26 protein-coding genes are annotated in these 25037 nt (G+C 39.7%); 10 read left to right on the top strand and 16 right to left on the bottom strand.

What is annotated here, in order from left to right:
* Positions 1 to 82 precede the first annotated feature (82 nt).
* Entirely contained in the window at positions 83 to 679 is a 597-nt protein-coding gene (locus AC2D3N_RS18345; protein ID WP_079680894.1) for a hypothetical protein, read from the bottom strand.
* Between the two features lie 626 nt (positions 680 to 1305).
* On the opposite strand from AC2D3N_RS18345, the gene AC2D3N_RS18340 reads away from it, so the two are divergent.
* Positions 1306 to 1575, top strand: coding sequence for an FmdB family zinc ribbon protein (locus tag AC2D3N_RS18340; protein WP_484691743.1), 270 nt, complete (start codon positions 1306 to 1308; stop codon positions 1573 to 1575).
* Here AC2D3N_RS18340 and AC2D3N_RS18335 read toward each other — a convergent pair.
* The 6 genes from AC2D3N_RS18335 to AC2D3N_RS18310 all read right to left on the bottom strand — a co-directional run bounded on the left by AC2D3N_RS18335 (position 1559) and on the right by AC2D3N_RS18310 (position 6042).
* Positions 1559 to 2053, bottom strand: a complete 495-nt coding sequence (locus AC2D3N_RS18335) for a hypothetical protein (protein ID WP_484691742.1) — start codon at positions 2051 to 2053, stop codon at positions 1559 to 1561. The two genes, AC2D3N_RS18340 and AC2D3N_RS18335, sit on opposite strands and share 17 nt — an antisense overlap.
* 161 nt (positions 2054 to 2214) lie before the next feature.
* On the bottom strand, positions 2215 to 2439 hold the full coding sequence (locus AC2D3N_RS18330; protein WP_484691741.1) for a type II toxin-antitoxin system HicA family toxin: 225 nt from the start codon (positions 2437 to 2439) through the stop codon (positions 2215 to 2217).
* On the bottom strand, positions 2436 to 2639 hold the full coding sequence (locus AC2D3N_RS18325; protein ID WP_484691740.1) for a type II toxin-antitoxin system HicB family antitoxin: 204 nt from the start codon (positions 2637 to 2639) through the stop codon (positions 2436 to 2438). The genes AC2D3N_RS18330 and AC2D3N_RS18325 overlap by 4 nt, the downstream gene beginning before the upstream one ends.
* A 101-nt stretch (positions 2640 to 2740) precedes the next feature.
* Complete coding sequence (locus tag AC2D3N_RS18320) at positions 2741 to 3991, bottom strand: type ISP restriction/modification enzyme (protein ID WP_484691739.1); 1251 nt, start codon at positions 3989 to 3991, stop codon at positions 2741 to 2743.
* Between the two features lie 9 nt (positions 3992 to 4000).
* Entirely contained in the window at positions 4001 to 4195 is a 195-nt protein-coding gene (locus AC2D3N_RS18315) for a type II toxin-antitoxin system HicB family antitoxin (protein WP_484691738.1), read from the bottom strand.
* Positions 4192 to 6042, bottom strand: coding sequence for an N-6 DNA methylase (locus AC2D3N_RS18310; protein ID WP_484691737.1), 1851 nt, complete (start codon positions 6040 to 6042; stop codon positions 4192 to 4194). Before AC2D3N_RS18310 ends, AC2D3N_RS18315 begins: the two co-directional genes overlap by 4 nt.
* 388 nt (positions 6043 to 6430) lie before the next feature.
* On the opposite strand from AC2D3N_RS18310, the gene AC2D3N_RS18305 reads away from it, so the two are divergent.
* Positions 6431 to 7315, top strand: a complete 885-nt coding sequence (locus tag AC2D3N_RS18305; RefSeq protein ID WP_484691736.1) for a M10 family metallopeptidase C-terminal domain-containing protein — start codon at positions 6431 to 6433, stop codon at positions 7313 to 7315.
* Between the two features lie 185 nt (positions 7316 to 7500).
* Here the strand turns inward: AC2D3N_RS18305 and cpcF are convergent, their stop codons facing one another.
* The 7 genes from cpcF to cpcB form a co-directional block, all read right to left on the bottom strand.
* Positions 7501 to 8127: a C-phycocyanin alpha-cysteine-84 phycocyanobilin lyase subunit CpcF gene (gene cpcF / locus AC2D3N_RS18300; protein ID WP_079680901.1), complete on the bottom strand. Its 627-nt coding sequence runs from the start codon at positions 8125 to 8127 to the stop codon at positions 7501 to 7503.
* Between the two features lie 24 nt (positions 8128 to 8151).
* Positions 8152 to 8988, bottom strand: coding sequence for a C-phycocyanin alpha-cysteine-84 phycocyanobilin lyase subunit CpcE (gene cpcE / locus AC2D3N_RS18295; RefSeq protein WP_484691735.1), 837 nt, complete (start codon positions 8986 to 8988; stop codon positions 8152 to 8154).
* A 174-nt stretch (positions 8989 to 9162) separates the two neighbouring features.
* The gene (gene cpcD, locus AC2D3N_RS18290; RefSeq protein ID WP_484691734.1) at positions 9163 to 9408 is read right to left on the bottom strand and encodes a rod-capping linker protein CpcD; all 246 of its coding nucleotides are present in this window, start codon (positions 9406 to 9408) and stop codon (positions 9163 to 9165) included.
* A gap of 81 nt (positions 9409 to 9489) precedes the next feature.
* Positions 9490 to 10359, bottom strand: coding sequence for a phycobilisome linker polypeptide (locus AC2D3N_RS18285; RefSeq protein WP_079680904.1), 870 nt, complete (start codon positions 10357 to 10359; stop codon positions 9490 to 9492).
* 182 nt (positions 10360 to 10541) lie between these two features.
* Complete coding sequence (locus AC2D3N_RS18280; RefSeq protein ID WP_484691733.1) at positions 10542 to 11357, bottom strand: phycobilisome rod-core linker polypeptide; 816 nt, start codon at positions 11355 to 11357, stop codon at positions 10542 to 10544.
* 162 nt (positions 11358 to 11519) lie between these two features.
* A complete protein-coding gene (gene cpcA, locus AC2D3N_RS18275) occupies positions 11520 to 12008 on the bottom strand; it encodes a C-phycocyanin subunit alpha (protein ID WP_484691732.1) in 489 nt (162 codons plus the stop codon).
* Positions 12009 to 12107: 99 nt separating this feature from the next.
* A complete protein-coding gene (cpcB, locus tag AC2D3N_RS18270; RefSeq protein ID WP_079680907.1) occupies positions 12108 to 12626 on the bottom strand; it encodes a C-phycocyanin subunit beta in 519 nt (172 codons plus the stop codon).
* An 800-nt stretch (positions 12627 to 13426) separates the two neighbouring features.
* Between cpcB and smc the strand changes: the two genes are divergently transcribed.
* The 5 genes from smc to AC2D3N_RS18245 all read left to right on the top strand — a co-directional run bounded on the left by smc (position 13427) and on the right by AC2D3N_RS18245 (position 21580).
* Positions 13427 to 17080 carry a chromosome segregation protein SMC gene (gene smc, locus AC2D3N_RS18265; RefSeq protein WP_484691731.1) on the top strand — a complete coding sequence of 1218 codons (3654 nt, stop codon included), beginning with the start codon at positions 13427 to 13429 and terminating at the stop codon, positions 17078 to 17080.
* Positions 17081 to 17291: 211 nt separating this feature from the next.
* Positions 17292 to 18683, top strand: coding sequence for a PIN domain-containing protein (locus tag AC2D3N_RS18260; protein ID WP_484691730.1), 1392 nt, complete (start codon positions 17292 to 17294; stop codon positions 18681 to 18683).
* 219 nt (positions 18684 to 18902) lie between these two features.
* Positions 18903 to 19610: an SDR family oxidoreductase gene (locus AC2D3N_RS18255; protein WP_484691729.1), complete on the top strand. Its 708-nt coding sequence runs from the start codon at positions 18903 to 18905 to the stop codon at positions 19608 to 19610.
* Between the two features lie 36 nt (positions 19611 to 19646).
* Positions 19647 to 20735 (top strand): 4-hydroxyphenylpyruvate dioxygenase, encoded by a 1089-nt coding sequence (gene hppD / locus AC2D3N_RS18250; RefSeq protein WP_079680911.1) that lies wholly within the window; start codon positions 19647 to 19649, stop codon positions 20733 to 20735.
* Positions 20736 to 20983: 248 nt separating this feature from the next.
* Entirely contained in the window at positions 20984 to 21580 is a 597-nt protein-coding gene (locus AC2D3N_RS18245; RefSeq protein ID WP_484691728.1) for a CHAP domain-containing protein, read from the top strand.
* A gap of 99 nt (positions 21581 to 21679) precedes the next feature.
* Here AC2D3N_RS18245 and queA read toward each other — a convergent pair whose 3' ends face one another.
* A complete protein-coding gene (gene queA, locus AC2D3N_RS18240; protein WP_079680913.1) occupies positions 21680 to 22807 on the bottom strand; it encodes a tRNA preQ1(34) S-adenosylmethionine ribosyltransferase-isomerase QueA in 1128 nt (375 codons plus the stop codon).
* 382 nt (positions 22808 to 23189) lie between these two features.
* Between queA and AC2D3N_RS18235 the strand changes: the two genes are divergently transcribed.
* On the top strand, positions 23190 to 23579 hold the full coding sequence (locus AC2D3N_RS18235) for a hypothetical protein (protein ID WP_079680914.1): 390 nt from the start codon (positions 23190 to 23192) through the stop codon (positions 23577 to 23579).
* A gap of 9 nt (positions 23580 to 23588) precedes the next feature.
* On the opposite strand, the gene AC2D3N_RS18230 is transcribed toward AC2D3N_RS18235, so the two are convergent.
* Positions 23589 to 24056 carry a YraN family protein gene (locus AC2D3N_RS18230; RefSeq protein ID WP_484691727.1) on the bottom strand — a complete coding sequence of 156 codons (468 nt, stop codon included), beginning with the start codon at positions 24054 to 24056 and terminating at the stop codon, positions 23589 to 23591.
* Between the two features lie 187 nt (positions 24057 to 24243).
* Here AC2D3N_RS18230 and AC2D3N_RS18225 point away from each other — a divergent pair, with 187 nt between their 5' ends.
* Both AC2D3N_RS18225 and AC2D3N_RS18220 read left to right on the top strand, forming a co-directional pair.
* Positions 24244 to 24678: a helix-turn-helix domain-containing protein gene (locus tag AC2D3N_RS18225; RefSeq protein WP_144017847.1), complete on the top strand. Its 435-nt coding sequence runs from the start codon at positions 24244 to 24246 to the stop codon at positions 24676 to 24678.
* On the top strand, positions 24659 to 25012 hold the full coding sequence (locus AC2D3N_RS18220; RefSeq protein ID WP_484691726.1) for an RNA-guided endonuclease InsQ/TnpB family protein: 354 nt from the start codon (positions 24659 to 24661) through the stop codon (positions 25010 to 25012). Before AC2D3N_RS18225 ends, AC2D3N_RS18220 begins: the two co-directional genes overlap by 20 nt.
* Positions 25013 to 25037: the final 25 nt, after the last annotated feature.

Raw genomic sequence — 25037 nt, 5'->3', positions numbered from 1 at the left:
GGGTCAGTTTGAGTCAAGGGTTGAGGGTTTGGGTTGAAGGTTAAGGGTTAACCATCAACCTAAACTACTATCTACTTTCTAATCAACCTAAACGGTGATTACTTTCCATTTGAACGGTGCTTTCTTCAGGGGAAGGAGAGGTTAATAAAGGACTGTTTTTCGGTTTTAATACCGCTTGAATAGTTCTTAAAAAACGATTGGGTTTAGGTACTTGACCATTTAATAATTGACGTTCTTTGACTTTTTTCGCCAGATGACGCATTACGGATAAGTCTAATTCGTCAATGAAGTGATCTGCAATCTTTTCCCCCATGAATTCTATGGCTTCAGAATACTGTTCCATTAAGGATTCTACGGCCTGCGAAGCGTCGGTTATGATCTGATCAGAAACGGGATTTTGATCAATAATAGGTGGCTGAACTTCTACCGTAGCTTGGACTCGATTGAGACGATGATTTAAGAAATTTTGATACTCGTCAATGGTCATTCCCAAATTATAAATATGATGATGAACATGATCAATTAAATTGACTTCTGCAGGAGCAAATAGATCATCCTGTTGACAAATTCCATGCAAACTTGCCCAAGTTTTTAGGGTATTCGCATCATGGAGTTGATAGCGGTCTAAAAGTTGAGTAGTTGTCATATTTGTTTCGGGAGTTGGTTTAAAATCACTCATGGATTAATCCTCATTTACAGCTATATCTGACAGTTTGTTTAACACTTTTGATTGCAGTTAATATGGTATACTAAATTAATACTAATTCAAGGCAATAGGCAATGGGCAATAGGCAATAGTAATTTATTTTTCAATGTTTATAACAAAAGCAATAATCCTTTTATGATAACAGCAAAATGCTATCTGAAGAAAAATACCCAATCAGCTTGAATTAGTCAAGGCTTAAGGACTCCGACTAAAGAAACCGGGTTTTTTACCGAATCTGCGGGTATCGAATGAAGTATAGCGCCACAACAGACTCCACTAAACCAAAGTCAATGCTATTAGCCGTGATCGCAGTATTCACATCCCGCCCTGAGTCAAAGTAGTGGCTCTCCCTAAGTCCTGCTGCTCCAACTTCAGTTCCCACAAATTGCGATCGCCTAAAGCCTGACATTCTTTGGAATCTATGAGACGGTCTACATAGTAAAATAATCCTACCAACTTACCGTACTATATACGGCATCCCTGTACTCTCAGTTATGACGGGTACAGAAAGGCTGTATATATAGTTTAATTACAATTAGATAGAGATCAAGTCATTAAAAGTCAAATATTTCCACCCTTATTTTTGTTTAAGTCCCACTATGCCAATCTACGATTATTTCTGTCCCAGCAACAACCAAACAGTAGAAGTGATGCACTCCTTGACCCAAGAGATCACTACCTGGGGTGAAGTTTGTCAGTTAGCCAACTGTGACCTGGGAGATACTCCTAAAGATGCTCAAGTTCGTCGGTTGCTGAGTGCGCCGATGCTATCTATTCCTACTTCTAATGCTGATTACAAAAACGCCGGATTTACGAAGTTAGTCAAACGAGATCAGGGAGTTTATGAAAATGTCACGGCTTCGGATTAACTGAACTAGATTGATGTTTACCTTTTTCCTTTTCTGTATCATCCATGAATCCCTTTAACTTCTTGTAAAAATCAGGATGTTTTAGGGATAATTTATCGGTTTGATTCGGTTCTAATTCATTGTTTTCAGATAGTTTAAGGTTTTGCTCTGTTATTGATGTATCTTTATTTTGACTCCCTAGTAATAAATTTGGGGGAAAACGATGACAAATTAAACGTTCAAATTCTGGAGTAAAATGATAAATTTTTTGTCCTCGTCTTTGCCAATAAACTAAGATATGTTCCACAGAAATAGCTTTATAGCGTCCCTGATATAAAGATTCTAAAATAGCGGGTAAAAACCAATCTGGATCATATTTTTTTTGCCACCGATCAATAATTTGTTCCGGGGTCTGGTCTGCTAATTCAAAGCCATAATATTTGAGTAAATCAGCAGGTTTGACCGAGCTAGAAAGGCTCCAAGGATCTTCTATCGGCATTATGACCTGAGATTTACGCGGTTCTTCATCCCTAAAGGGAAAGTCTACAGCAAACAGAAAAATCACCTCCTTGGTATCAATATTGTAGCAGGCAATCTTGCTATCTTGCTATAGGGAGGAAAAGGAATTCACCGCAAGCGGTTTACTGCATCAAAATTATTCTACTCAGTTTTCCATTCTGTTTCTGGAATATCAGCATTGATCATAATATTGCGTAAGGTACCGAGAGGTAAATTCCGCCCCTTATGATAGGGTACAATTGTTTGGAGTTGGCGATCTAAATTGCGCCATTTGCGATGACTACCTTTCTGTGAAACTAACTCAAAACCATAATTTTTTAAGATATTTTCAACTTCATCTGCATTCATTCTGCGGATACGAGTCATGTCACAGAAACCTCTCGCATGAGAGATCCTGCTGTTAATGTAATCGTATCAGGTTCGAGATAAAGTGCGATCGCTTCTCGAATATTTTCTAAAGCTTCTGCTTCCGTTTCACCTGCGGAAACACAACCGGGTAACTCTGGACACCAAACAGCCCAATCTCCGGTTTCAGGGTCAGGTTCTAAAATAACACGCCATTTCATAAGGTTTTTTCCTGGTGATATTTAACCATCAAAAATGTTGAGTTAGAGGGAATTGTTTAACTCATTAGTTATTATAGATCGGATTTTGAATTAAATCAGTTTTATTGAATCGGCCATTCAGGAATAATTTGATCAATCTCTTTCATAATAGTTAAAGTTGCTGTTAACGCGATCACAATTTTTTGATAATGCAAAACATCATCAAAGGATAAACTACGATTAGCTTTTTTACGATCTTTTAACCATTTATCTAACACTTGATACCCGCCGATTTTGAATTGCCAAATTTCCGGCGGTATTCCTTCAAAATAACGGGTTTTATTAATATAAACTCGTTGCTGTTGCGGTTTATAGGTTACTTCTGTAACGCTATTATCTCCTTCACCTTGATATTTGGTAATTAAACGATTAAGTTGTTGAGATTCCATTAAGTGTAATTTAACTAATTCTTCGCCTTTTTGGGCTAAATTTTTAAATAATTGCTCATTGCTAGTTAGGGGTAAGCGAGGAAAATCTATTTTTAAATATTCTGCATATCGTTGACGATAGGTGGGACTATGGAAAATGGCATAAGCATAATAAAATATCTGTTCCGGGGTGGGAATATATCCTAATTTTGCTTTAATTTCACTCAGGAAGTTAGGAGAAAAGTTAGAATTACGTTCTGTAAATAAGTTGTATTGATTTTTTTCGATATCGGGGTAAATGTAGAGAGGAAAAATATTAACACCGCCACGTCTAAAGATGTTTGTATCTACAGAGGTTTTGGAAACTGTAACTAAACTCCATTTTGGATCATCTACTGCTTGTCCTTGACGACCTATAGCTATAGCTAAATTTTGATGATTTATATTAATTAGATGTCGCATTACTTCATTTCTAGGTCTTTCTGATATATTTTGATGATGATAATAATTTCTCCAATCAAAAGGGCGATAAAGACAATGGGTAAAATATTTTTCCCATTCACAATTATTTGCCAATAAATATCTACTTTCTTTTATTTTCCATTCATTGGTATCATTGATATTATATTTTTGAGCAATAACATCATCGGTAATATTTAAGTTTATAAAATCTTCTATCCGTTTTTGAAGTACATCAGCATCAAAATCTAAAGCAAAGTGATCTCGATGGGTCTTAATACCACTTGAATTAACAGGCATTATATCAGTAATTTTCCAGCCTTGGTTATATTCTAATAATAAATCCTTATTTTGAGGGATAAAAAGATAAAAAGGTGAAGTAGGAAAAATTTCTTTCCACTCAATTGTAGTAAAATCATTTTCGTTAAGATAACGATATTTATCTTCCCGTGAACCCCAGATATCAACATGATAATATTTAGTCATTAGATAACCTCAATTTAAACGTAAGCGATTTTGTATTTCTGAAGGAGCAGCAACTTCAAAAAACAATTCTAAAGCTTCAATCAAATTATTTCTTGCATCTTCAATAGAATCACCTTGACTAGCAATATCTAGTTCTGGGCATAAAGCAACATAACCATCACCTTCACGCTCAATGATAGCTGTAAATTTTGGGGCTCGGATCATCTTGTTTTCTCCTGGGCATATTTAATCATAAAACAAACTGCAACACCCTGCTGAATATCAAATACATTTTTATCGGGTAAACCATTGGGAGTCACTTCTTTTTTATTACTATTACCATGTAAATCTATTATATAGATTTCATCAAAGGTTTTCTCTAAACTTTGTCTCATCCCTCGAAAAGTAGGATTATCCAGATAACCATGATTGGTAATAAATGCTAAAATTCCCGAACCTGTACGGTCAATTCGCCATTGTCCAAACCGAATAAACTTAACATAATCATCTTGTAAGTATTTCGGGTTACGTTCTCCCAATGGTACACCATCTACATAATAATAGTCTTTAATTAATCCTGATATCCATTCACTGTTATTGGCGGAATGCCCAGAATAAGGGGGATTACCTATTACTATCATAACCGGAAAATCTCGCTTAATTGCTGCGGCTTCATTGGCTTCTTGGGCAACATATTGACCAAATAATATATCGGATTTTTTTAACGCTTCATCTAAGGTATTAGTTAAATAAATTCCTAACCGTTGTTTATCTTTAAATTGATAACCATAATTTTGCAATTGTAATCCTAATTTTAAGTGGGCGATCGCATAGGGAGCCATTAACAATTCAAATCCATATAAACGATTAAATAAATGATCCTTAACATAATCATTCCAACTACTTCCTAACCCCATTTCCTCTAAATTTTGGTAAATTTGATTCACCACAGTATAGAGAAATGTTCCGGTTCCCGTTGCCGGATCAAGAATTTGTACCCTCGGCTGCTGGGTGGTTTTATCTTTACTATAATCTGCCAAACCTAACGCTAAATTAAACCGATTTTTCAGAATTAAATCCACTGAACGCACGATAAAAGATACCACAGGTTCCGGTGTATAATAAACTCCTCGACTTTTCCGCAATCCGGCATCATAGGCGGCGAGAAAGGTTTCATAAAAATGCACAACCGGGTCTTCCTGTCGGGTGTTTTTCCCGAAATCTTCTAAAATATTCGTCATATTAACTTGAGCTAAAAGCTGAACTAAATCATCAACAGCCCAATTAATTTGAGAAAGGGCATCGGTATCAACAACCGTATTAAATAACCGCTTTAAAAACGGGTTGGTATCGGGAATATATAACCCGGCTGTGCGCCGTTCAAACGCATAATTTTGAGGGTTTTGAGCATGACTAACTCTAGCTGTAAATAAACCATAGGCGACAGTTTGAGCATACATATCCGCAAAAGTAGATTGTTCTAAATTCGGTAATAAAACCTCTTGAAATCCCTTTTGGAGTTGATGGAGTTGTCCGGTTTCTGTTTCTAATTTTAAGGCTTCTATAACTGCATAACGAATGGCTTTTGTCAATCGTGCCATCTGTTTTGCTAAGTCTTCAGGGTTATTAATCATTTCACCCTGATAGCTCAGAAATCCTTGAATTAATTGATTTGTTTGTTCAGATTCAATTAATTGAATCTGATGATTAACCTGTTCTCCTAAAACTGTTTTTAAGCGCAGTTTCCCGTTAATATACCAACGAAATTCTAAATAATTGGTTAAAATTAAATTAGCCCCAATATGGGATTCTCGATAACGTTCTAACTGTTCTGTTTTTTCGACGATTGATAAATCTATTCCTAAATCTTTGGCTTCTACATATCCAATTAATAACTCTCTTTTTCTAACCGTAAAATCAGGTATTCCAGCTTTATTTCCTTTTTCTTCAATACTGGCTTCAATTTGTTCTGAAGGATGATCTAATAAGGTTTTTAAAGTAGGATAGTGGGTGCGTTCACTTCCTCGTTGTAAATTTTTGTGAAGCGATCGCAAATAAGTTTCAAAATTCATGCCGATCATTTCCAAATTCATCCTAGTTTTTATATGTTCTCATAAAATTTCCATTCTTTCGATAAAATGATCTATAATAGAAAGAAGAACTAATTAGCATCGGGTTGGGAAGAAACTATCGCAATTATTGGTTTAACTATTGAGGTGGAAAGTCATTGTATTTGGCAAGGGAATGGCCAAAAGCTGTAAAATTACAAAATTGTAATCCAAACAGCATTATTCTTGTAATTTTCATAACCGTTAATATTACACAAGGTAAGTTGTTAGTTAGAGCTAACCCAAAATTTCAAAGTAGCAATCCCTGGATTTGGGGGTGTTGTTCAAGTGGTTCAAATAAAAAAAGTAACTAGCAACTTAACTCAAAAACTTAATTAAGGGAGATTTTACTATGGCTATCGACACAGAATCAACACTTCTCAAAAATCCCCAAAATTCGCCGATTCAGGGAAATGTTCCCAATAATCAAGGGAATAACAAACCAGCTAATAATCCGCCATTACCTCCGAATCAGGGAACTAACGAACAACCTAATAATCCACTATTGCCTCCAAATCAGGAAACTAACGAACAAACTAATAATCTGCCATTGCCTCCCAATCAAGGGAATAACAAACCAGCTAATAATCCCCTATTGCCTCCGAATCAGGAAACTAACGAACAACCTAATAATCCGCCATTGCCTCCAAATCAGGAAACTAACGAACAAACTAATAATCTGCCATTGCCTCCCAATCAAGGGAATAACGGACAAACTAATAATCCGCTATTGCCTCCCAATCAAGGGAATAACGGACAAACTAATAATCCGCTATTGCCTCCCAATCAAGATGATATTTTGACGGGAACTACCGGAAATGATTATTTAACAGGTTATCGAGGAAATGATGTCCTTGTGGGAAATTCTGGGGACGATATCCTGTTAGGAGGACGAGGACTTGATTCCTTAGATGGTGGCGACGGTAATGATTTATTAGATGGGGGTGGTGGGAAAGATATTCTCACTGGTGGCGCTGGCGTTGACACCTTTGTATTGACAGGTAAATTTAGCTATCCTAACGCTGATTTTGCAGATGTTATTATGGATTTTCAGCCAGGAACTGATCGTATTTTGCTCAAAGGTATTGAGAATATTTCTAATGTAAATATTGTTCAAGGTACTGGTGTTTATGCTAATGATACTATCGTCAATATTGGGGATACGGGAAAAGTTTTAGCTATCTTTAAAGGAGCGGTATCTACAAGCATTAATCTTTCCGATTTTACTCTGGGTTAACTATTTTTATCTCCCGATGTTCAGACCTCTTGCAACACTAACTAAAACCTGCATTATTCCGTTTATTCTAATGATGGTTTGAATAACTTTTGCAAGAGGTCTAATATGCAATTCGTAAATGTTGGCTACATATTCCCGATTAAAAAGGGGATCTAGGGGGTCATCTAATATTTAAAATATTCATGTTATGCTAATTTTTGAATTGCCCATTTTGCCCTAGCTCTAACTGCTAGAACTTCATCAATATTTTCTAATTGTTGTAACTGTTCTTGAATTTTATTAAACCATTCTGGTTGCGTTTTCTGAATAGCTATTGCTAAACCCTCTAACCCAAAAATACCCGCATATCTAACAATCCATTCGGGATCTTCTACGGTTTTTTGTAATATTTTTAAAGTTTCAAATTGAGCATCAGCAAGTTGTTCAGAAGGTAATTTATCCCAGCGAATAGTCCCTAATCCTCTGGTGGCAGCCCGACGAACACTCAAAGCAAAATCACTTCCGGCGGATTCTAATAAAACCTCTAAACCACGAGGATCACCAATCCCTGATAAGGCACGAACAGCCCAAGCCCTTGCCCCATAATTGTAACCATCTAATTGTTCTAATAAAGGGATAACCGCAGGTTCACCCAACTGAGTTAATCCATCCACCGCAGCCACCGCAGCCCCAGGATTATTATAGCCTAAAACCGTAATTAATGTCGGAATTGCTTCCACAGAATTAGCCTGAGCCAAAGCAGAAACAGCATCTAATAAAGCAGTAGCAGAATCGGCTTTTTCCACATCTTGAATTAATGTTTGTACAGTCATATTTTTACTATTAGCTAATATTTTTTATAACAAAGAATCCATTAATTCCATGACTTCAATTGCTGATTCAGACAAAATTAAATCATAAGTATCGCTTAATTGATGTTCTAAAACTCCTTTTAAGGCTATTAATTTTAAACTATTTTCTGCTAAGGTTTGGGCGATCGCTTTTGCCCCGGGTAAATATCCAATTGCCCCTAAGTCCATTAAAGCGGTGCGACGTAAGGTTAAATCCTTCCCTTTTAAAGCCTCTATTAACTGTTCTCCATAGCCCCGTTCTCCGGTTAATTGATACATTGCCCTCAATGCCGCATACTTAACTTTAGGAACAAAATGCTCTACAAAGGGTTGAACAAACGGAATTGCAACGGTGGCTTTTAAACTGCCTAATGCTTCTAAAATAGCATCATAGGGTTGAACTAAATAGGGTTTTCCCTGCACAAATTGAGCGACTTCTAATCCCCCGGCTAATAATTTTATTAAAGCCGGAATACAACGCTCATCCCCTAATTGTTCTAAGGATTGTGCTGCGGCTTCTCGCACATAAACATCAGCACAGTCTAAACATTCAATTAATGCCGAAACTGCTCGCCTATCTCCTAGTTTTCCTAAAGCTCTAGCCGCATTTCTGCGTAGGGGATAACCGCCTTCTTCGGTGCGATCGGATTCATCCTTTAAAGCTAAAATCAAGGCATCTACCGCCGCAGGTTCATTAACTCGAAAACGTCCTAACCACCAAGCCGCATAATAGCGACGTCCGAGTTCTTCATGGCAAAGATTGGCGATCGCCTGTTCAATGGTTAAAGATTCTTCCTCTTGAGTGGTATTGTTTTCTGTTGATTCAGAACCAAAATCTGGCATTATGTCAAAGTCTATTATTGTCAACCTTATTGATCATAGCAGTTAGCAATCAATCCGAGAATAAAAAAAGCCAAGTATTTTAGATATAAAATACTTGGCTACAAATCTTCATGTTTGAATTAAATACAGGTTTGTCGTATCGTTAAATTCTGTTTTGAATTTCGATAAACCTAATTATTCTTCTGCATCAGAAGTTAAAGGTTGAATGCTGACAATTTTCGCGCCCAGCCGCGTTAAACGCTGCATTTCTAGGTTCATGCGGTTGTAAGGAACAATAATGAATTGGCTGGCGCTAGAACGAATAGAATAGTCGGTTTTGTCGGTTTCATCTGATTGACGTAAACCCACAACTTCATAACGAAAAAAGCGACTTCCCGATGGAGACGCGGAGGATTGTCCTACTGCAACTTGACCTAACATTATTTTGAATTAATTTAATAAAGTTGTACAAAAACAATAAACAGGGATTGCTGATCAGCGCCCCCTGTTTAAAAAAACGTCCTAAACAGGCGTAATACTGGCGACTTTACCACCTTGGCGTTGAATTTCCTGAAGTAGAGGAGATAAGCGTTCGTAAGGAACAATAAAGGACTTGCTGCTGCGACGCACTTTAGGATATCGACGCTGATTAATTCCAGCCACTTCAACCCGATAGCTACGATCAGATTGTCCTAACACTCCACCTGTGCTGAATCCCGTAGTGGGAACCACACCTTGACCGGAGGAACGATAAGACCAACCTCCACTACCACCCGAGGGGCCAACAATTGGAGAAGTGCTGTTTTCACCCAGTTCTTTAGCCAAGCGAGAGCTATTACCCTCTATTTGAGAGCGATCGCTATTGGCGTAACCGCGATATAACCGGAAAATCCGAGTAAAGCCAACGGTTCTTTGTCCCCGTTCAACTTCAAAAGCGCGATAGTAGGGAACCACATTTTCCCCAAAGTTTTCCAGGTATTCGACTGAATCAATATAGGAATCAATATCAGCGTCATAGCCTTGGTTTTGGTATAAATCCAAGTGGAAAATCACTTCGGATTCATCATAGGGAGCACGACCCAGTAAATGTTTGTGATTGAGTTCAATCACACGGGTTTGGAAATTCGGGTAGAAAAACTTGGTTTTGTACAGTTCTGATTTAGCAACGGAACGGACAAACTCCCGCACGCTGATGCTACCATCGGTCAACAGAGATTCAGCACTTTTCAGGCGCTCAGAACTCATTAAATAATCGTTACCCAGCAGTTGGCGATAAACGGCACGAATTACCCGTTGAGCATCGTCCCGAGTCCAATCTGGTCGCAGTTCAACACGAGGCGTTTCTTGGAACGCAGTAGTTCCTAGCCTAGATGCTGCTGTTGTAATGGCCACCTAAAATCCTCCTCTTACATTTAAGAACATGACCGAGAATCAAGTTGCGATTGTAGCGTGCATTGATTCGCTATTAAAGGTTTGTTAGTCAGAGGAATCAAGTCTAGGGGTCTCGGGTTAAGAATCCGCCCAAACTCCAACTCCTCTGACACAAACTGGCATTAAGGTTAAAATTAATGAGATTATGCCAAAGTAATTCTCATTACCCGCCCCCCGGCGCGATGAATTCGCTGCAACTGAGTAGACAGTTGGTCATAGGGTACGGTATATTCAGTTTGGGTACGGCGCACTTGAGGCAGAGACTGTGTTGCTTTTTGCATCACGCTCAGGCGGTAGAGTTGTCCACGACTCCCGCCCGTCGTACCTGCTAGACTTTGACTATTCTCCGAGGTTTGAATCGGAGAAGACAAGTTTCGGCCCAATTCCCAAGTTAAGCGACTTTGCTTTTGGTTTTGAGCGCGATCGCTGCTGGCATACCCACGATAGAGGGTAAACAAGCGGTTGAAACCCACGGTTTTCTGTCCATCCTGGGTAGAAAAGCCCCGATAATACGGAACAATATTTTCCCCAAAATTATCCAGATATTCTTGGGAGTCTAGGTAAGAGTTGATTTCTGCTTCATAGCCCTGACGATTATAGAGATCGACATGAAACGCAATCTCCGACTCATCGTAAGGGGCGCGACCGAGCAGATGTTTGTAATTTAACTCAATAAACCGAGTTTGAGAATTAGAGTAAAAAAACTTAGTCCGGTAAACCTCGGATAAAGCAATAGCTCTGACAAAATCCCGAACGGTAATTTGTCCTTGGCGCAGTAAAGATTCCGCGCTAGTGAGCCGTTCCCGCGACATCAGGTGTTCGTTGCCCATCACCTGACGATATGCTGCCACAATCACGGTTTGCACGTCTGCTTCCGTGTAGTTGGGCCGTAGTTCTACGGGTTTTGTTTCTTCAAAGGCCCGGATACCAAGTCGGCTACCTTCAAGCAAGCCAACCATATCCTTATGCTCCGTAAGAGATTTTCAAAACAGACAAAAAAGAAAAACTTTGTTAATTTCAGACACCGACGGTAATAACTAAAGATGCCCCTAAGCGTTAAACAACCGTTAACCCAGTTGCTAACAGCTATTTACCGCTTAGGAGCATCAAGCGCGCTAAGTCTAGCTCAGAGCGTTGATAGCATAGTCGATGTAGGAGTTGGCTTCAACACCTGCGTCGCCAGTCAGACCATGGTTAGCTTTGATATATTTCAGAGCTTCCACATACCAGCTAGGAGACAGTTCAAAAGTCCGGTTGATTTCATCAACACCAGCAATCAGGTACTCATCCAAAGGCCCTGTACCACCAGCAATTAAACAGTAGGTGACTTGACGGAGGTAGTAACCGATGTCACGAGCGCATTTGGCTTTACCACGCTCGGTAGAAGCGTAGTTAGGCCCTTGCAATGAGGTGGTGTAGGGAAATTTGTTATACACTGCTTGGGCAGCACCGCTGATCAGGCTGTCAGATTTGGCGGTCAGAGCTTTGGCAGCTTCTAAACCAGCTTTGGCTTGACGGAAACGTCCGAAAGCGATTTGCAGTTCAGTGCTGCTCAGGAAACGGCCTTGAGAATCGGCGGTTGTTACTGCTTCAGTCAGGGGGGTTTTCATTCTTGAGTTATCTCCCTATGGGTTTACAAAGTTGAGGTACAGATTGAAGCCTTTTAATTCGGACTTCTATGGAGTTATGAAAATCTAATTTCTGAAAAATTAGGCGACAGCAGCGGCGGCGCGGTCGAAGTAGCTGGCGATTTCAGAAGCCAGGGCACTACAATCTCCAGGAGTAACTCCTGCGGGATCTTTCACGATAGCCAAAGCTGCATCTTTCATTTTGCCAACGCCAACGGCAACGGAAGCACCGGGAACGCCCAAGGCTAAGTAGGTTTCACGCAGACCGTTCAAGCAACGATCATCAAGAACGCTAGCATCTCCAGCAAAAATTGCGTAGGTGACATAACGTAAAATAATTTCCATGTCGCGTAAGCAAGCAGCCATACGACGGTTGGTGTAAGCATTACCACCAGGAGCAATCAACTGGGATTGCTCATCAAACAAAGCACGAGCAGCATTGGTAACAATGGCGGAAGCGTTACCTGTGATCCGGTTAACGGCATCTAAACGCTTGTTGCTTTCGGCAACCATTTGGCTCAGAGCATCGATTTGGCCGGTGCTTAACATTTCGCCGCGGGTATCAGCTTGAGAAACCACCTTGGTAAAGGCATCAAACATGGATTAATCTCCTACTTGACTTGCTTAACTTTGTTTTTGCTTTAGAGTGAAATGATGGGTCTCCCCGATCCTGACTCCTGAGAGTCTCTCTTGTTTGGCTACCGTTACCCTTTTGGGAATAACCTTAGCCTGACTTAGAGGAACCTTAGAAATTCTACATCATTGTATGAAAGGACATTAAACTTTTTTAATCAAATGTTAATCAATTTTCGGCAGACTAACATTTGGCTGTTGTCTTCGCCCTTCAGATATTAGTTATACAACGCTATCGCAATTTGTTGCGTTAAAATTTGTTAAGAACTGTATCTTTCATTAAGATTGCCATCAGAACTCCTTGATTTTATTTAAGTAAAAATACTCATTTTTATGAAAATATTCACCTTACTAGAACCTGGAATCACTGAATACAATAGCCTTTAGGAGATCATAGTCTAGGCTGGTGATGGATTTTGCTTAACCGTAACAGTTCTAATTTTCCCAGAATAGAAATAAGTATTTTTACTTAAATAACTAATGATTTTGAATACTTGAATTCTGAGTCACAGACCACTGAATATTTTGGAGATTTTGACAACCCTGCGTAGTATTTCTTTACAGTTCATAATCCAGTTAAATGTTGAGGTAATCAAGACTTAAGATGGCTTGATCTCCACCTTTGACTTGTGATCGAATACTGAGCGTGGTTGAACCATCCCCCTATCCTTGCTTGATCCAGGCTAAACTGTTAATATTGTTGATTCTTGAGACAACTATGTCGTGTGAGTCTCCCCACTCACATTATCCGTCCTAAATTCGTCCCAATGGTTCATATCAAGCGCGTCGAACTCACTAACTTTAAATCCTTTGGTGGTACAACAGCCGTGCCATTACTACCCGGGTTTACGGTCGTTTCTGGGCCGAATGGTTCCGGCAAATCTAATATTCTCGATGCGTTATTATTTGCCCTGGGGTTATCGTCCTCCAAGGGAATGCGGGCGGAACGTTTACCCGATCTGGTTAATAACGCCCAAAGCCGGAAGGGAACGGTTGAAACCCTCGTTACCGTTACCTTTGACCTCTCCGACTACGACGGTGAACCCTTGGGGAGTGATAGCAAAGAAATTGATAATAGTTTATCCCCAGAAACTGAAACTGAAACCTCTGAGACGCGCCATGGCACGTCTCTACCGGGGGATGACCTATCGATCCCAAATTATGAACCCCCATCAGAATGGACGGTTGCCCGAAAACTGCGGGTAACGAAACAGGGAACCTATACCTCGACTTATTATATTAATGGGGAAGCCTGTACCCAAACCGAACTCCACGAACAGTTAAACAAACTGCGAATTTATCCCGAAGGCTATAACGTGGTTTTACAGGGGGATGTTACGGGTATTATTACGATGAAACCCCGGGAACGTCGAGAAATTATTGATGAGTTGGCGGGGGTAGCTTCCTTTGACCGGAAAATTACCTTAGCCAAGGAAAAATTAGATGCGGTGAAGGATCGAGAAGAACGGAGCCGGATCGTAGAACAAGAATTAATAGCCCAACGCGATCGCTTAGACAAAGATCGGGCAAAGGCGGAAAAATATCAACAACTGCGAGAAGAATTTCAACAAAAAAGCCAGTGGGAAACGGTTCTCAATTATCAGACCCTCCAACAACAACAGGGACGACTGCGGGAACAAATAGAAGCTGATGATCGCACCTTAACGGATCTCAACGAACAGCGTCAACACCAAGATCAGCAAATTCAAACCACATCTGTTCAACTAGAAAAACTCAACGCCCTAGTTAAAGCTATGGGTGAAGAAGAACTAATTGCCCTCCAGTCTAGTTTGGCCACCCAAGAAGCACAACAGAGTCAACTGCAAACCCGGTCTGCGGAACTGGAAACCGCCATCCAACAGACGATCACCCAAATTCATCAAACCGAACAGGAACTGCGCCAACATTATCAAGCCCTCGATGGTCTAGCCATTGAAAAGGATCAGGAAACCCTGAATTTGGGTCAAAGGCAACGGGAACGGGATAGTCTACAAACAACGGTAGAACGAGGTCGCGAAGCCACCTCAGAAGTCGCACAACAGGCGGAAAGCTGGATGGTGCAACAGACAGAACTACATCGCCAAATTGAAACGCTCCAGAAAACCCTTGACCCCCATCGGACTGAACAAGCGCGACTGCGGGAGCGAGTTGAACAACTGCAACGCCAACTTTCAGAACAGCAACAGTCTGTTACCACCTTAGCTCAGGAGTTATCGCAAAAAACGATAGAGTTGCAAACCGCCACAAATCAACGGGATGGGACGGCTCAACGGGTAGCGACCCTGACCCAACAGGTAACGGAAGTGGAAACGGAGTTACAGGTGCAGCAGGAAACCCAAACCCGTCTATTACAGGAACAACGGGAACGTCAGCGCAAACTGGATAAGTCCGAAGCGCAACATCAGGCGCAGCAAGAAGCAACGGGCAGTTATGCCACTAAAATCATCTCTCAGTCGGGAATTTCGGGCATTTGTGGGTTGGTTTGTCAGTTGGGACAGGTGGAACCCCAATATCAGTTAGCCCTGGAAACTTCCGCCGGGGCGAGGTTGGGTAATATTGTGGTGGAAGATGATAGTGTGGCGGCGGCGGCAATTGAATTTTTGAAGCGTCAACAAGCGGGACGGGCGACATTTTTACCCTTAAATAAAATTAAGGGAAATCGTTCTAATTTGCCTAATTTAGCCACGATGAGAAATGTGTCGGGGTTAATTGATTTAGCGGTGAATTTAATTGAATATGAACCCCGTTATCAAGATATTTTTGCCTATGTTTTTGGCAATACTTTAGTATTTAATAATCTCTCTAATGCTCGAAAAGTATTAGGACAATATCGGATAGTGACCTTAGAAGGCGAATTATTAGAAACCACCGGAGCCATGACCGGGGGAAGTGTAGCTTCTCGGTCTAGCTTACATTTTGGTACGGATCAAGGGTCAGCCGAAGCCCGAAATATTGCGGCATTAAAGGAAAGATTAGAAGAAATTGAACGAATTTTAGAACGCTGTAACCGGAGTATTATAGAAGCGAGTCAAACGGTGAAAGAGCGAGCGTTAGAACTGAATGAAGCTCGACAAACGTTGCGAGATCATCAACAACAAGTTTCCCTATTAGAGTCAGAAATTAGAACCTTAAATAATCAACAAGAACAACTGCGATCGCAATTAGAAAAAAATACCCAAGAATTCAATACCGCCCAAATTCGCTTAAAGAATTTAGAGGCAGAAATTCCCAATTTAGAAACAAAATTACAACAGGATCGGGAACTCCTAGCCCAACTTGAAGACACCCATAGCCATAGTGAATGGCAACAACTCCAAGGGGTATTAAGAACCCAAGAAACCGAGCTACAACAAAAAGAGAATGCCCTGAGAACCGTGCAACAACGGTTAACGGAAATTGAAAATCAACAAACCCGTTTACAAGAAAAAAATCAAGCCGGAAATCAGAAATTAGAAGCCACTCGTCAGGAACAAAAGTTTTTAACCCAAAAGTTAGAAACTGTCAAGAATCAGTTAGCAGAAATTCACACAACCATTCAACAAATTCGGGGGAATATATCCAAAGTAGAAGCCAAATTGGGAGAAGAAAAAAGACAACGGGATCAGGTAGAAACTAATTTAGGAGAATTGCGTTTAGCTAAACAACAATTAGACTGGCAAATTGAAAAATTACAAGAAACTCAAGCTGGAAGACGAGAACAATTAACGATTAAATTAGAACAAATTGCCGCAATTAAAATTGAACTCCCCGAACCCTTACCCAATATACCGAATAACTTAGATTTAGCGGCTTTGCAACGGGATTTGCGATCGCTGCAAAAACGCATGGAAGCCTTAGAACCCGTAAATATGTTAGCCCTAGAAGAATTTGAACGCACCCAAACCCGCTTAGAAGAATTAACCCAAAAACTGACAACCTTAGAAGGAGAACGAACCGAATTATTACTGCGAATTGAGAACTTTACTACCCTCCGTCGTCGAGCCTTTCAAGAAGCCTTTGATGCCGTGAATGAAAACTTTCAAACCATTTTTGCTCAACTTTCCGAAGGCGATGGTTACTTAGAAATAGATAACCCAGAAGATCCTTTTACCAGTGGTTTAAACTTAATTGCCCATCCCAAAGGTAAACCCGTCCAACGATTAACTTCCATGTCCGGGGGTGAAAAATCCCTAACCGCTTTAAGCTTTATTTTCGCCCTACAAAAATATCGTCCCTCACCCTTCTATGCCTTCGATGAAGTCGATATGTTTTTAGATGGTTCTAACGTGGAAAGATTGGCTAGAATGATTAAAAGTCAAACCGAACAAGCTCAATTTCTTGTTGTTAGTTTGCGTCGTCCGATGATGGAAGCCTCCCAACGCACCATCGGCGTCACCCAAGCTAGAGGCGCTTACACCCAAGTCCTCGGAATTAAACTCTAAAAACCGCTATAAATTTTATTGAATACCCCCTTGACATCCTTCTGTCTTTCTTAGTGCCTTAGTGTCTTTGTGTTTCCTTAAAAACCTGATAACACTAAAAACCGCAATTTTCTTGCTCAGTGATTTTTTTAGATGAAAGTTGACATTTTGAGGTAAAATGTCACCATGCTACTAGGATTCAAGACAGAATTGTTAGCATTTTGTATCGGTTATGTTTAAGCAAGCCAGCACAATTCAAGAGAATGGAACCCTGGTTGTTCCTGCCATTAGTCACTATGTTTGTCGAACATTAGTGAACGTTCAATATCCTGACTGGATTAATCCCCGTTATCGCCATATTCCTTGGCAACAATCTGAACATCAATCCTCACTGATTCGTCAACTGAATCAGGGATTAGGTCAAGCTCGAAATCGAGAGGAACTATTAACAAAACTTAAAGCCTATTTAAGCCGATTGTTTAGTATTGAATTTCTACATTCTCCTGAATATAAAGTCTTAATTGCTAAACTCGAACAACTGACAGACCCCAATGTGGCTGCCCTATTTGCTCATTATCCTTTAGTTGATCATTCTTCTTCTCAATTATTAAATGGTAGAAATCCCAGGGAAAGCGGAATTAGTATTTTATTATTAGATGTTGAAAATCTGACTTTAGATATAGAAACGGAAAAATTTTTAGAGACTATTTGCTTATATCCCATGCAAATTAAAGTTGCCTTTGCTAACTGGCGGAGTATGGGAAAAAAAGATTTAGAATATCATCAAAGAAGTTATCAACTCATTCATGTTCCCCCGGGAAAAGATAGTGCGGATTTAAAAATGTCAACGGTGGGGTCATCTATTTTTGTACATTATCCCACGGCAAAAGAGGTTCTAGTTTGTTCTTCTGACCGCGGCTTAACCCATTTGTGTAATGCCCTACAAACCCATGGATTAACTGTTTATCAAGTCACTAAAAATAAAACTAATCTTACAGTGCTGAATACCCGCACCAGTCAAGTGAATACCTATTCTTTGAAAACCGCTCCTCAAATTCCTACTTTAGATCAATTTATTCTACAATTACAGGAGATTATCAAACTAGAACAAAAACACTCTCACTGTCAATGGATTAAACTGAATCGAGTTGATATTGTATATAAAGATGCCTACGATTTAACCATTAGTCAAGTGGTAGCTGCCCATTTTTCGGATTATCAAGCCCGAGATATATTTGTTAAAAATCCCCATATTTTTGTAGTCCATAAATCTTCAGAAAAATCTCCTAGCTATGTGACTCTATTTGAGATTCAATCTTCTGTAACCGAACCTGTTGCGTTATTAAATACGGAGTTATCTCAAAAAATTCTGATTGAATCTTTGGAAGATTTAGAAACCGCTTTAATTAAAATTATCCAAGAACTTACTTTAAATTCATCAGAAGATAATGTTTCATTGTCTATTTTAGGAACCCAATTTCATCAAAAGTATGGGATTTCTATTACTAAAATTATCAAAAAATTAAGATTGGGAGGCAATTTTCAAAAGCTATTAAATTTAAGCACCGCCTTTAATTTAGAAAAAACTGATAAAGATTGGAGAGTTAAGTTAAATTCTCCGTAGAGACGTGCCATGGCGCGTCTGTATCATGGCGCGTCTGTGCCATGGCGTGTATGTGTCATAGCGTGTATGTGTCATGGCGCGTCTGTGCCAGAACTCCAACTGCGGTAAATTGTTACAAAGGCCTAACCCAGAAAGAGAGACGCGCCGTGGCTCGTCTCTACGGGGGGAACGATAATTTGTTATACTAATAAAGATGATTGTTAAGAAATATAAAGGAAAATGAACAATAAAGTCGCTATCATTGTGGGCGCCACAGGAGGAATTGGATCAGCCGTCGCCAGAAAATTGGCCCAAATGGGAACAAAACTGGTCTTAGTCGCGAGGAATAGCAGTCAATTGGAAGCTTTAGCAACGGAGTTAGACCCAACGGAATTGTTAATTGTCCCAACGGATATTACTGACCCCCAACAGGTCGAGGGTTTAATGCAAAAAACCGTCGATTATTTCGGTCAAATTGATATTTTAGTCAATGCGGCGGGGGCGGGAATTTTAAAACAATGGAATAAAATTGAACCGACTGATTTAGATGCCATGTTAGATCTAAATTTAAAAGGATCAGCCTATACCTGTCAGGCTGCTGCTAATATTATGAAGCAACAAAAATCAGGACATATCTGTAATGTTGTGGGAATTTTAGGAAAACATTCTATGGCAATGTCTAGCGCCTATTGTGCCTCTAAATTTGGTTTAGTAGGTTTTAGTAAATGTTTTGCCGATGAAGTCAGACGCTATGGAATTAAAGTTACCCTATTTTATTTTGGCGGTGTCGATACCTCTTTTTGGGATAATGTGAGCTTAAAAGTTGATCGCTCAAAAATGTTGAGTGCAGAAACTGCTGCTAATTCTATTATGTTTGCCTTAGCAGCCGAACCCCAAGCGGTTCCCATGGAAATTAATATTCAACCGGAAAGCCATTTATTTTTCTAAATTTATATTATATGATTGCTTATTGAACGGAGAATTATGGAGTTTGATCATATCCATTTCTATGTTCAAGATGCCAAACGAACACGGAACTGGTTTATAAACAATTTAGGATTTCAAGGCATTAAGAGTCGGAACTTTGGTCATACCCAAACAGAAATTGTGTGCCAAGGTTCAGTTTATTTCCTCCTATCTTCACCTCTAACGGTTGAGAGTCCTGTTACTAAATTTTTGCGATTTCATCCGTCGGGAGTTGCAGACATCGCCTTTCAAGTTCAAGATTTAGAATTAAGACTTGAACAGCTTGTTAAACAAGGAGTTCAGATAATTTATCCCTTAAAATATCAGGAATATTCGGGGGGAAAATTAAAATGGTTAACCCTAGAAGGATGGCAGGGTTTACGTCATACTTTAGTTGAACAAATAGGAACAATACCCGGCAAAGCTATTCCTGGTTTTTTCGATATTATTCCTATGTCTACCCCCGAGATACTTACTATTGATCATGTTGTTTTAAATGTAGAATCTGGAGACTTAAAAACAGCAATTTCTTGGTATCAAGATTATTTAGGATTTCAGCCTAAACAAAGTTTTGATATTCAAACGGAACGTTCAGGACTCCAAAGTCAAGTCCTGGTTCATGCTCAAGGTCAAGTTCAGTTTCCCATTAACGAACCCGTATCCAGCAATTCTCAAATTCAAGAATTTTTAGACATTAATCGAGGTTCGGGGATTCAACATATTGCCCTGAGAACCTTAGATTTAGTACAACAAGTCAAGAATTTAAAACAAAAAGGATTATCTTTTTTAACGGTTCCTGATGAATATTATCTGCAATCCAAAAACCGTTGGGAAAATCAAAACCCATCGGTGAATTGGGAAGAATTAAAAGTCAACCAAATCTTAGCAGATTGGGAAGCATTAAACCCGGAAGCAATGCTATTACAAATTTTTAGCCAACCTATTTTTGAAAAACCGACATTTTTCTTGGAATTTATTGAACGAAAGTTTTTTACAATTAAAGGTGAATTTAGACAGGCTCAAGGGTTTGGAGAAGGTAATTTTAGAGCCTTATTTGAAGCCATAGAGCGGGAACAAATTAAACGCACCAATCAAAATTATTCCTGATTTTAGAATTAATTCGGATTACCCATAAATTTCCCTGAACATAAAATATGGACTAGGAATTCAGATGTTATCTTTTTTTAAAGAAACTTAAGAATAATTTAAGATATCAAAACCTTGATTCCCTATGTTAGAAAGAAAAAGAGTAAAATATGGGTAGTAAAGGCGGAAAATCTCGTCCCAAAATCTACAGGTAGCGCACTGATCAGCCTACTCTATCCCGAATCAATTTAAAATTTTGGAGAATTCTTATGACAACTGTAGGTAATTTAATTAATGTTGCTGCGGGTGAAATTGGATATACCGAATATCCCCCGGGTAGTAATGGTAATAAGTACGGTGAATGGTACGGCATGAATTACGTTCCTTGGTGTGCAATTTTTATCTCCTATTGTTTTGATAAAATTAGTTTACCCCTGCCCATTAGAAGTTCCAAGGGGTTCGCCTACTGTCCCGATGGGGTGTCCTGGTTTAGACAACGGGGTCAATGGTTTCAAGAGCCGAAAGCAGGGGATGTGGTCTTTTTCTGTTGGCGGGGGGATGGAATTGCCGATCATGTTGGGATCGTAGAATCGGTTAAATCCGATGGCAGTATTATCAGTATTGAGGGAAATACGGGAGTGGGTAATGATGCTAATGGGGGCGAAGTTATGCGCCGAAACCGAACTCGGGGGATCATTTTAGGCTTCGGACGTCCCCCCTATACTAATTCCGTCCCGACTCAAGTTCAAGCCTCCCGTCCCGCCACCCCAGCCCCCACCCCACCCCACCGTGAAGTGGTTAAAGTTCCACCGAATTACCACAAAAATTTAGTTGATCAATTAATTGGGAAAAAAAATAAGTCCTGATTTTATAGCAGGGAACACACCAATAGGGTGAAGTATTTTCCTCCTATTACCCATTACCCATTACCCATTACCCATTACCTGTTCCCTGTTACCTGTTCCCTATTCCATCACACTTTCTGGAGAGATAAACATGGCATCTCCAAAGGAATAAAACCGATATTGTTGTCCGAACTCGTTAGGAGGTTGTTCTAAGATCTGTTGATACAAATTGAGTAAACGTTTCCGTCCAATAAGTGCCGAAACCAACATTAATAAACTGGATTTAGGTAAGTGAAAATTAGTAATTAATCCATCAATAATCCGCCATTGATACCCAGGATAAATAAAAATATCAGTCTTCCCACAATAGCCTGTAACCCTTGATTCTTGGGAGGTTTCTGTGGCGATCGCAGCCCCTTCTAATGCCCGTGCAGAAGTTGTTCCAACGGCAATCACTCTGCCCCCAGATGCTTTGGTTTTTTCGATTTTTCTAAAGGTTTCCGCCGGGACTTCAATCCATTCTCCGTGCATTTGATGGTCAATAATATGATCGGCTTCAACAGGTCGAAAAGTTCCAACTCCAACGTGCAAAGTTAAAAAAGCTTGATCAATTCCCTTTAATTGTAAACGCTGAAATAATTCTTCCGTGAAATGTAACCCCGCAGTCGGTGCAGCGACAGCCCCGGAACGTTCTGCATAAATCGTTTGATATTGTTCCGGTAAAGCTTCGGTTTCCGTCACATAGGGAGGAAACGGAATATTGCCAAAGGCTTCTAAAAACGGAATTAGGGACTTCCCTGGTGGAATTTCAAATTTTAATAACCTTCCCCCAGTTTCTTCATCGGTTTCCAATACCGTCGCCCGCAATACTTCACAATTCCAATTATTTTTTGAGGTAGGATTCAGTTCAAACTCAATTACAGAACCCAGTTTAAATTTTTTACCCGGTTTGACTAAAGCCAACCAGCAATGATGCTGTTTTTCTTCTAGTAGTAATACTTCCACCGCCGCCCCACTACTTTTGTGTCCATACAGACGGGCCGGAAGTACACGGGTATTATTAAGTACCAGTAAATCCCCGGGTCTGAGAAATTCGGGTAAATCCTTAAATAGACAATGAAGATGGGAGTCTGGAGAATCTACAACGAGCAAACGAGAGTGATCCCTTGGTACAACTGGATTTTGAGCAATCCGTTCTTCTGGCAGTTCATAGTTATAGCTTTCTAACTGATAATCTAACTGATCCATTTTTTCTAATTATCCTTTACCCAATTTTTTTTTATACATTATCTCATGGGAGAGCAACTCAATATTTGCAGATCCCTGTGGTGATCTTGATTAGTTATACCCTGATCTCAAGTAACTTTTGGGTAGAATCCCCCATGGAAAATCGGGTGCTTTTCCCCTATCTTATTATCCCTAATCTTGTCAATATAATAGGTATAGGGTTATGTTACCTACAGATCTGGCGTTCATAAGAGTCTGATCATTTTTGGCTCCGTTTCAACTTCAGACCTGAATCAACGGTTACAGGACAAGCAAAAATACCGCTCCTATTGCTTTTTGTTGCAGAGTTCCAGACTGGAGTTGAGCAACAAACAAAGCGGAACAGTCATGCAGGAGATCACCGATGGAATACCTCTACTACCTTGCTAATACCAGTCTTACCCTGAGAGTCATAGACTTTTTATGCTCGAATCATTCTTTCCCTGTTCAGTTTATTACGGTGATTCACCAAATTAATGGCTGGATTGTTAAAGTCAAAATGTGTCAATATCTCACCCCCCAGGAACACGGAGACTTCAGAGCTTTTATGCAGGAATTGGGTGTTCCCTATGAACCCGATATGCGGATTTTAATGGCCCTTTGGGGTTTGGAAACGGGACAATCTCCCCTGAGTGTCATGCGTCGTTACCAAGTCGCGGTTGTTTCCCATGGAATTCCTAACCGCGAAGATGTTGAGTCCTTCCGAACTCAATTTGTTAGGGGTTTAGGGTACTGTCCCGAAGCCTTAGCTTAATTTCCTCGATTATTCGCTAAATGCTGATTCAATATAGTCTTGTAGAATCAGTTGGTAGCCGTTTATCAATACAGACTGACCGATATTTATACGCGGGAAAAAGCTGGAAACTTCCTCTGAGATGGATGTTTGAGTTGGGTAGCGAACACAACTGACCAAAGCCACATCAAACCGACAGGCGTATTCCAGGAATTGGGGGCGATCGCTTAAAAATAATTCAGCCGATTGAATAATTTTGGCTTGCTTCTTTAGAGTAATGGCTAAAAGTCCCCCCTGATCCCAATTCCGTTGACTACGAGTTTTCACTTCAATAAAACTTAAAGTTAAAATTCCCGCTTCTCCCGTTTCAACGGCAATTAAATCAATTTCTCCATATCGACAATACCATTGATGATGCAAAATCTGCCAGCCTTGTGTTTCTAACCAATGGCCAACCAGTTTTTCCCCTAAAGAACCAATTACTCTTGATTTAGACATCGGATCTAGGATTAAAAATACAAGAATTTGTAAGTACGAATTTTATCGAAAATTTGGGATTAAAACCCCGTCCTTTAGCGATAGCGTCGGATGGCTTTATATTAACTTTTATTGAAGTTACAAATCAACCTAACTTTTTGTGAAAAATCCAGCTAGGATAGAGAAATAACATTGGCACTCCCGTCGAATGCTTAATCTGACTTACAACTACAAGTTAAAACCAACTAAAGAACAAATAGAAATAATTGAGCATAATTTGGATGTTTGTAAATCCGTTTGGAATTATGCTCTGTATGAAAGAAAGCTTTGGTACAATTCTCGTAGTTGTAAGGTAAATATGTGTTCACTCAATAGTGAATACATAGTAGAACCTTTTGAATACCCGTCATATCATAATCAATCTGCTAAGTTAACTTTAGCTAAGAAAAATAATGCTTTTCTCAAATCTGGTAATGCTCAGGCAATGCAGCAAACCTTGAGAAAATTAGATCGGGCATTTAATGATATGAAAAGTAAGAATATGGGATTTCCTAGATATAAAAAGAAGATAAAATCTTTTAATCTACCCTGTTCTGCACAGACGGAAAAACTATCATTTCAGATTGGCTCATCAACTTTGTAGAGATGTGGGAATGATCTTTGTAGAAGATATCAATTTCACGTCATGTAGTCAAGGTTTATTTGGTCAGCAATCTTTAGATATGGGATTAGGACAATTTTTCACAATCCTAGAATATGTTAGCAGCCAAACTGACACTTATTTCTGCAAAGTAGATAAAAATTACACCTCACAGATTTGTCCTAATTGTGGGACAAACACAGGCAAAAAAGAGTTGAGTGAAAGAGTCCATCATTGTCATGAATGTGGATTTGAAATTGATAGAGATATTGCTGCTTCTATGGTGATTCGAGATAGAGGTTTAAATATTGTGGCGGCTGGTACATCCGTGACTTAAATTGCTTTTGGAGGCGATCTGACGG

The organism is Planktothrix sp. PLAVEN19ND, assembly GCF_057220675.1.
This window is presented reverse-complemented; position numbering and strand designations above follow the sequence as displayed.

Coding starts and splice junctions, on each gene's coding strand:
- cpcF (WP_079680901.1), bottom strand. CDS start 8,127: ATGACTGTACAAACATTAATTCAAGATGTGGAAAAAGCCGATTCTGCT.
- AC2D3N_RS18255 (WP_484691729.1), top strand. CDS start 18,903: ATGAACAATAAAGTCGCTATCATTGTGGGCGCCACAGGAGGAATTGGA.
- queA (WP_079680913.1), bottom strand. CDS start 22,807: ATGGATCAGTTAGATTATCAGTTAGAAAGCTATAACTATGAACTGCCA.
- cpcE (WP_484691735.1), bottom strand. CDS start 8,988: ATGCCAGATTTTGGTTCTGAATCAACAGAAAACAATACCACTCAAGAG.
- AC2D3N_RS18225 (WP_144017847.1), top strand. CDS start 24,244: ATGCTTAATCTGACTTACAACTACAAGTTAAAACCAACTAAAGAACAA.
- cpcA (WP_484691732.1), bottom strand. CDS start 12,008: ATGAAAACCCCCCTGACTGAAGCAGTAACAACCGCCGATTCTCAAGGC.
- AC2D3N_RS18305 (WP_484691736.1), top strand. CDS start 6,431: ATGGCTATCGACACAGAATCAACACTTCTCAAAAATCCCCAAAATTCG.
- AC2D3N_RS18230 (WP_484691727.1), bottom strand. CDS start 24,056: ATGTCTAAATCAAGAGTAATTGGTTCTTTAGGGGAAAAACTGGTTGGC.
- AC2D3N_RS18245 (WP_484691728.1), top strand. CDS start 20,984: ATGACAACTGTAGGTAATTTAATTAATGTTGCTGCGGGTGAAATTGGA.
- AC2D3N_RS18280 (WP_484691733.1), bottom strand. CDS start 11,357: ATGGTTGGCTTGCTTGAAGGTAGCCGACTTGGTATCCGGGCCTTTGAA.
- AC2D3N_RS18325 (WP_484691740.1), bottom strand. CDS start 2,639: ATGAAATGGCGTGTTATTTTAGAACCTGACCCTGAAACCGGAGATTGG.
- cpcB (WP_079680907.1), bottom strand. CDS start 12,626: ATGTTTGATGCCTTTACCAAGGTGGTTTCTCAAGCTGATACCCGCGGC.
- hppD (WP_079680911.1), top strand. CDS start 19,647: ATGGAGTTTGATCATATCCATTTCTATGTTCAAGATGCCAAACGAACA.
- AC2D3N_RS18335 (WP_484691742.1), bottom strand. CDS start 2,053: ATGCCGATAGAAGATCCTTGGAGCCTTTCTAGCTCGGTCAAACCTGCT.
- AC2D3N_RS18320 (WP_484691739.1), bottom strand. CDS start 3,991: ATGACTAAATATTATCATGTTGATATCTGGGGTTCACGGGAAGATAAA.
- AC2D3N_RS18340 (WP_484691743.1), top strand. CDS start 1,306: ATGCCAATCTACGATTATTTCTGTCCCAGCAACAACCAAACAGTAGAA.
- AC2D3N_RS18330 (WP_484691741.1), bottom strand. CDS start 2,439: ATGACTCGTATCCGCAGAATGAATGCAGATGAAGTTGAAAATATCTTA.
- AC2D3N_RS18315 (WP_484691738.1), bottom strand. CDS start 4,195: ATGATCCGAGCCCCAAAATTTACAGCTATCATTGAGCGTGAAGGTGAT.
- AC2D3N_RS18310 (WP_484691737.1), bottom strand. CDS start 6,042: ATGAATTTTGAAACTTATTTGCGATCGCTTCACAAAAATTTACAACGA.
- AC2D3N_RS18235 (WP_079680914.1), top strand. CDS start 23,190: ATGGAATACCTCTACTACCTTGCTAATACCAGTCTTACCCTGAGAGTC.
- AC2D3N_RS18260 (WP_484691730.1), top strand. CDS start 17,292: ATGTTTAAGCAAGCCAGCACAATTCAAGAGAATGGAACCCTGGTTGTT.
- AC2D3N_RS18345 (WP_079680894.1), bottom strand. CDS start 679: ATGAGTGATTTTAAACCAACTCCCGAAACAAATATGACAACTACTCAA.
- smc (WP_484691731.1), top strand. CDS start 13,427: ATGGTTCATATCAAGCGCGTCGAACTCACTAACTTTAAATCCTTTGGT.
- cpcD (WP_484691734.1), bottom strand. CDS start 9,408: ATGTTAGGTCAAGTTGCAGTAGGACAATCCTCCGCGTCTCCATCGGGA.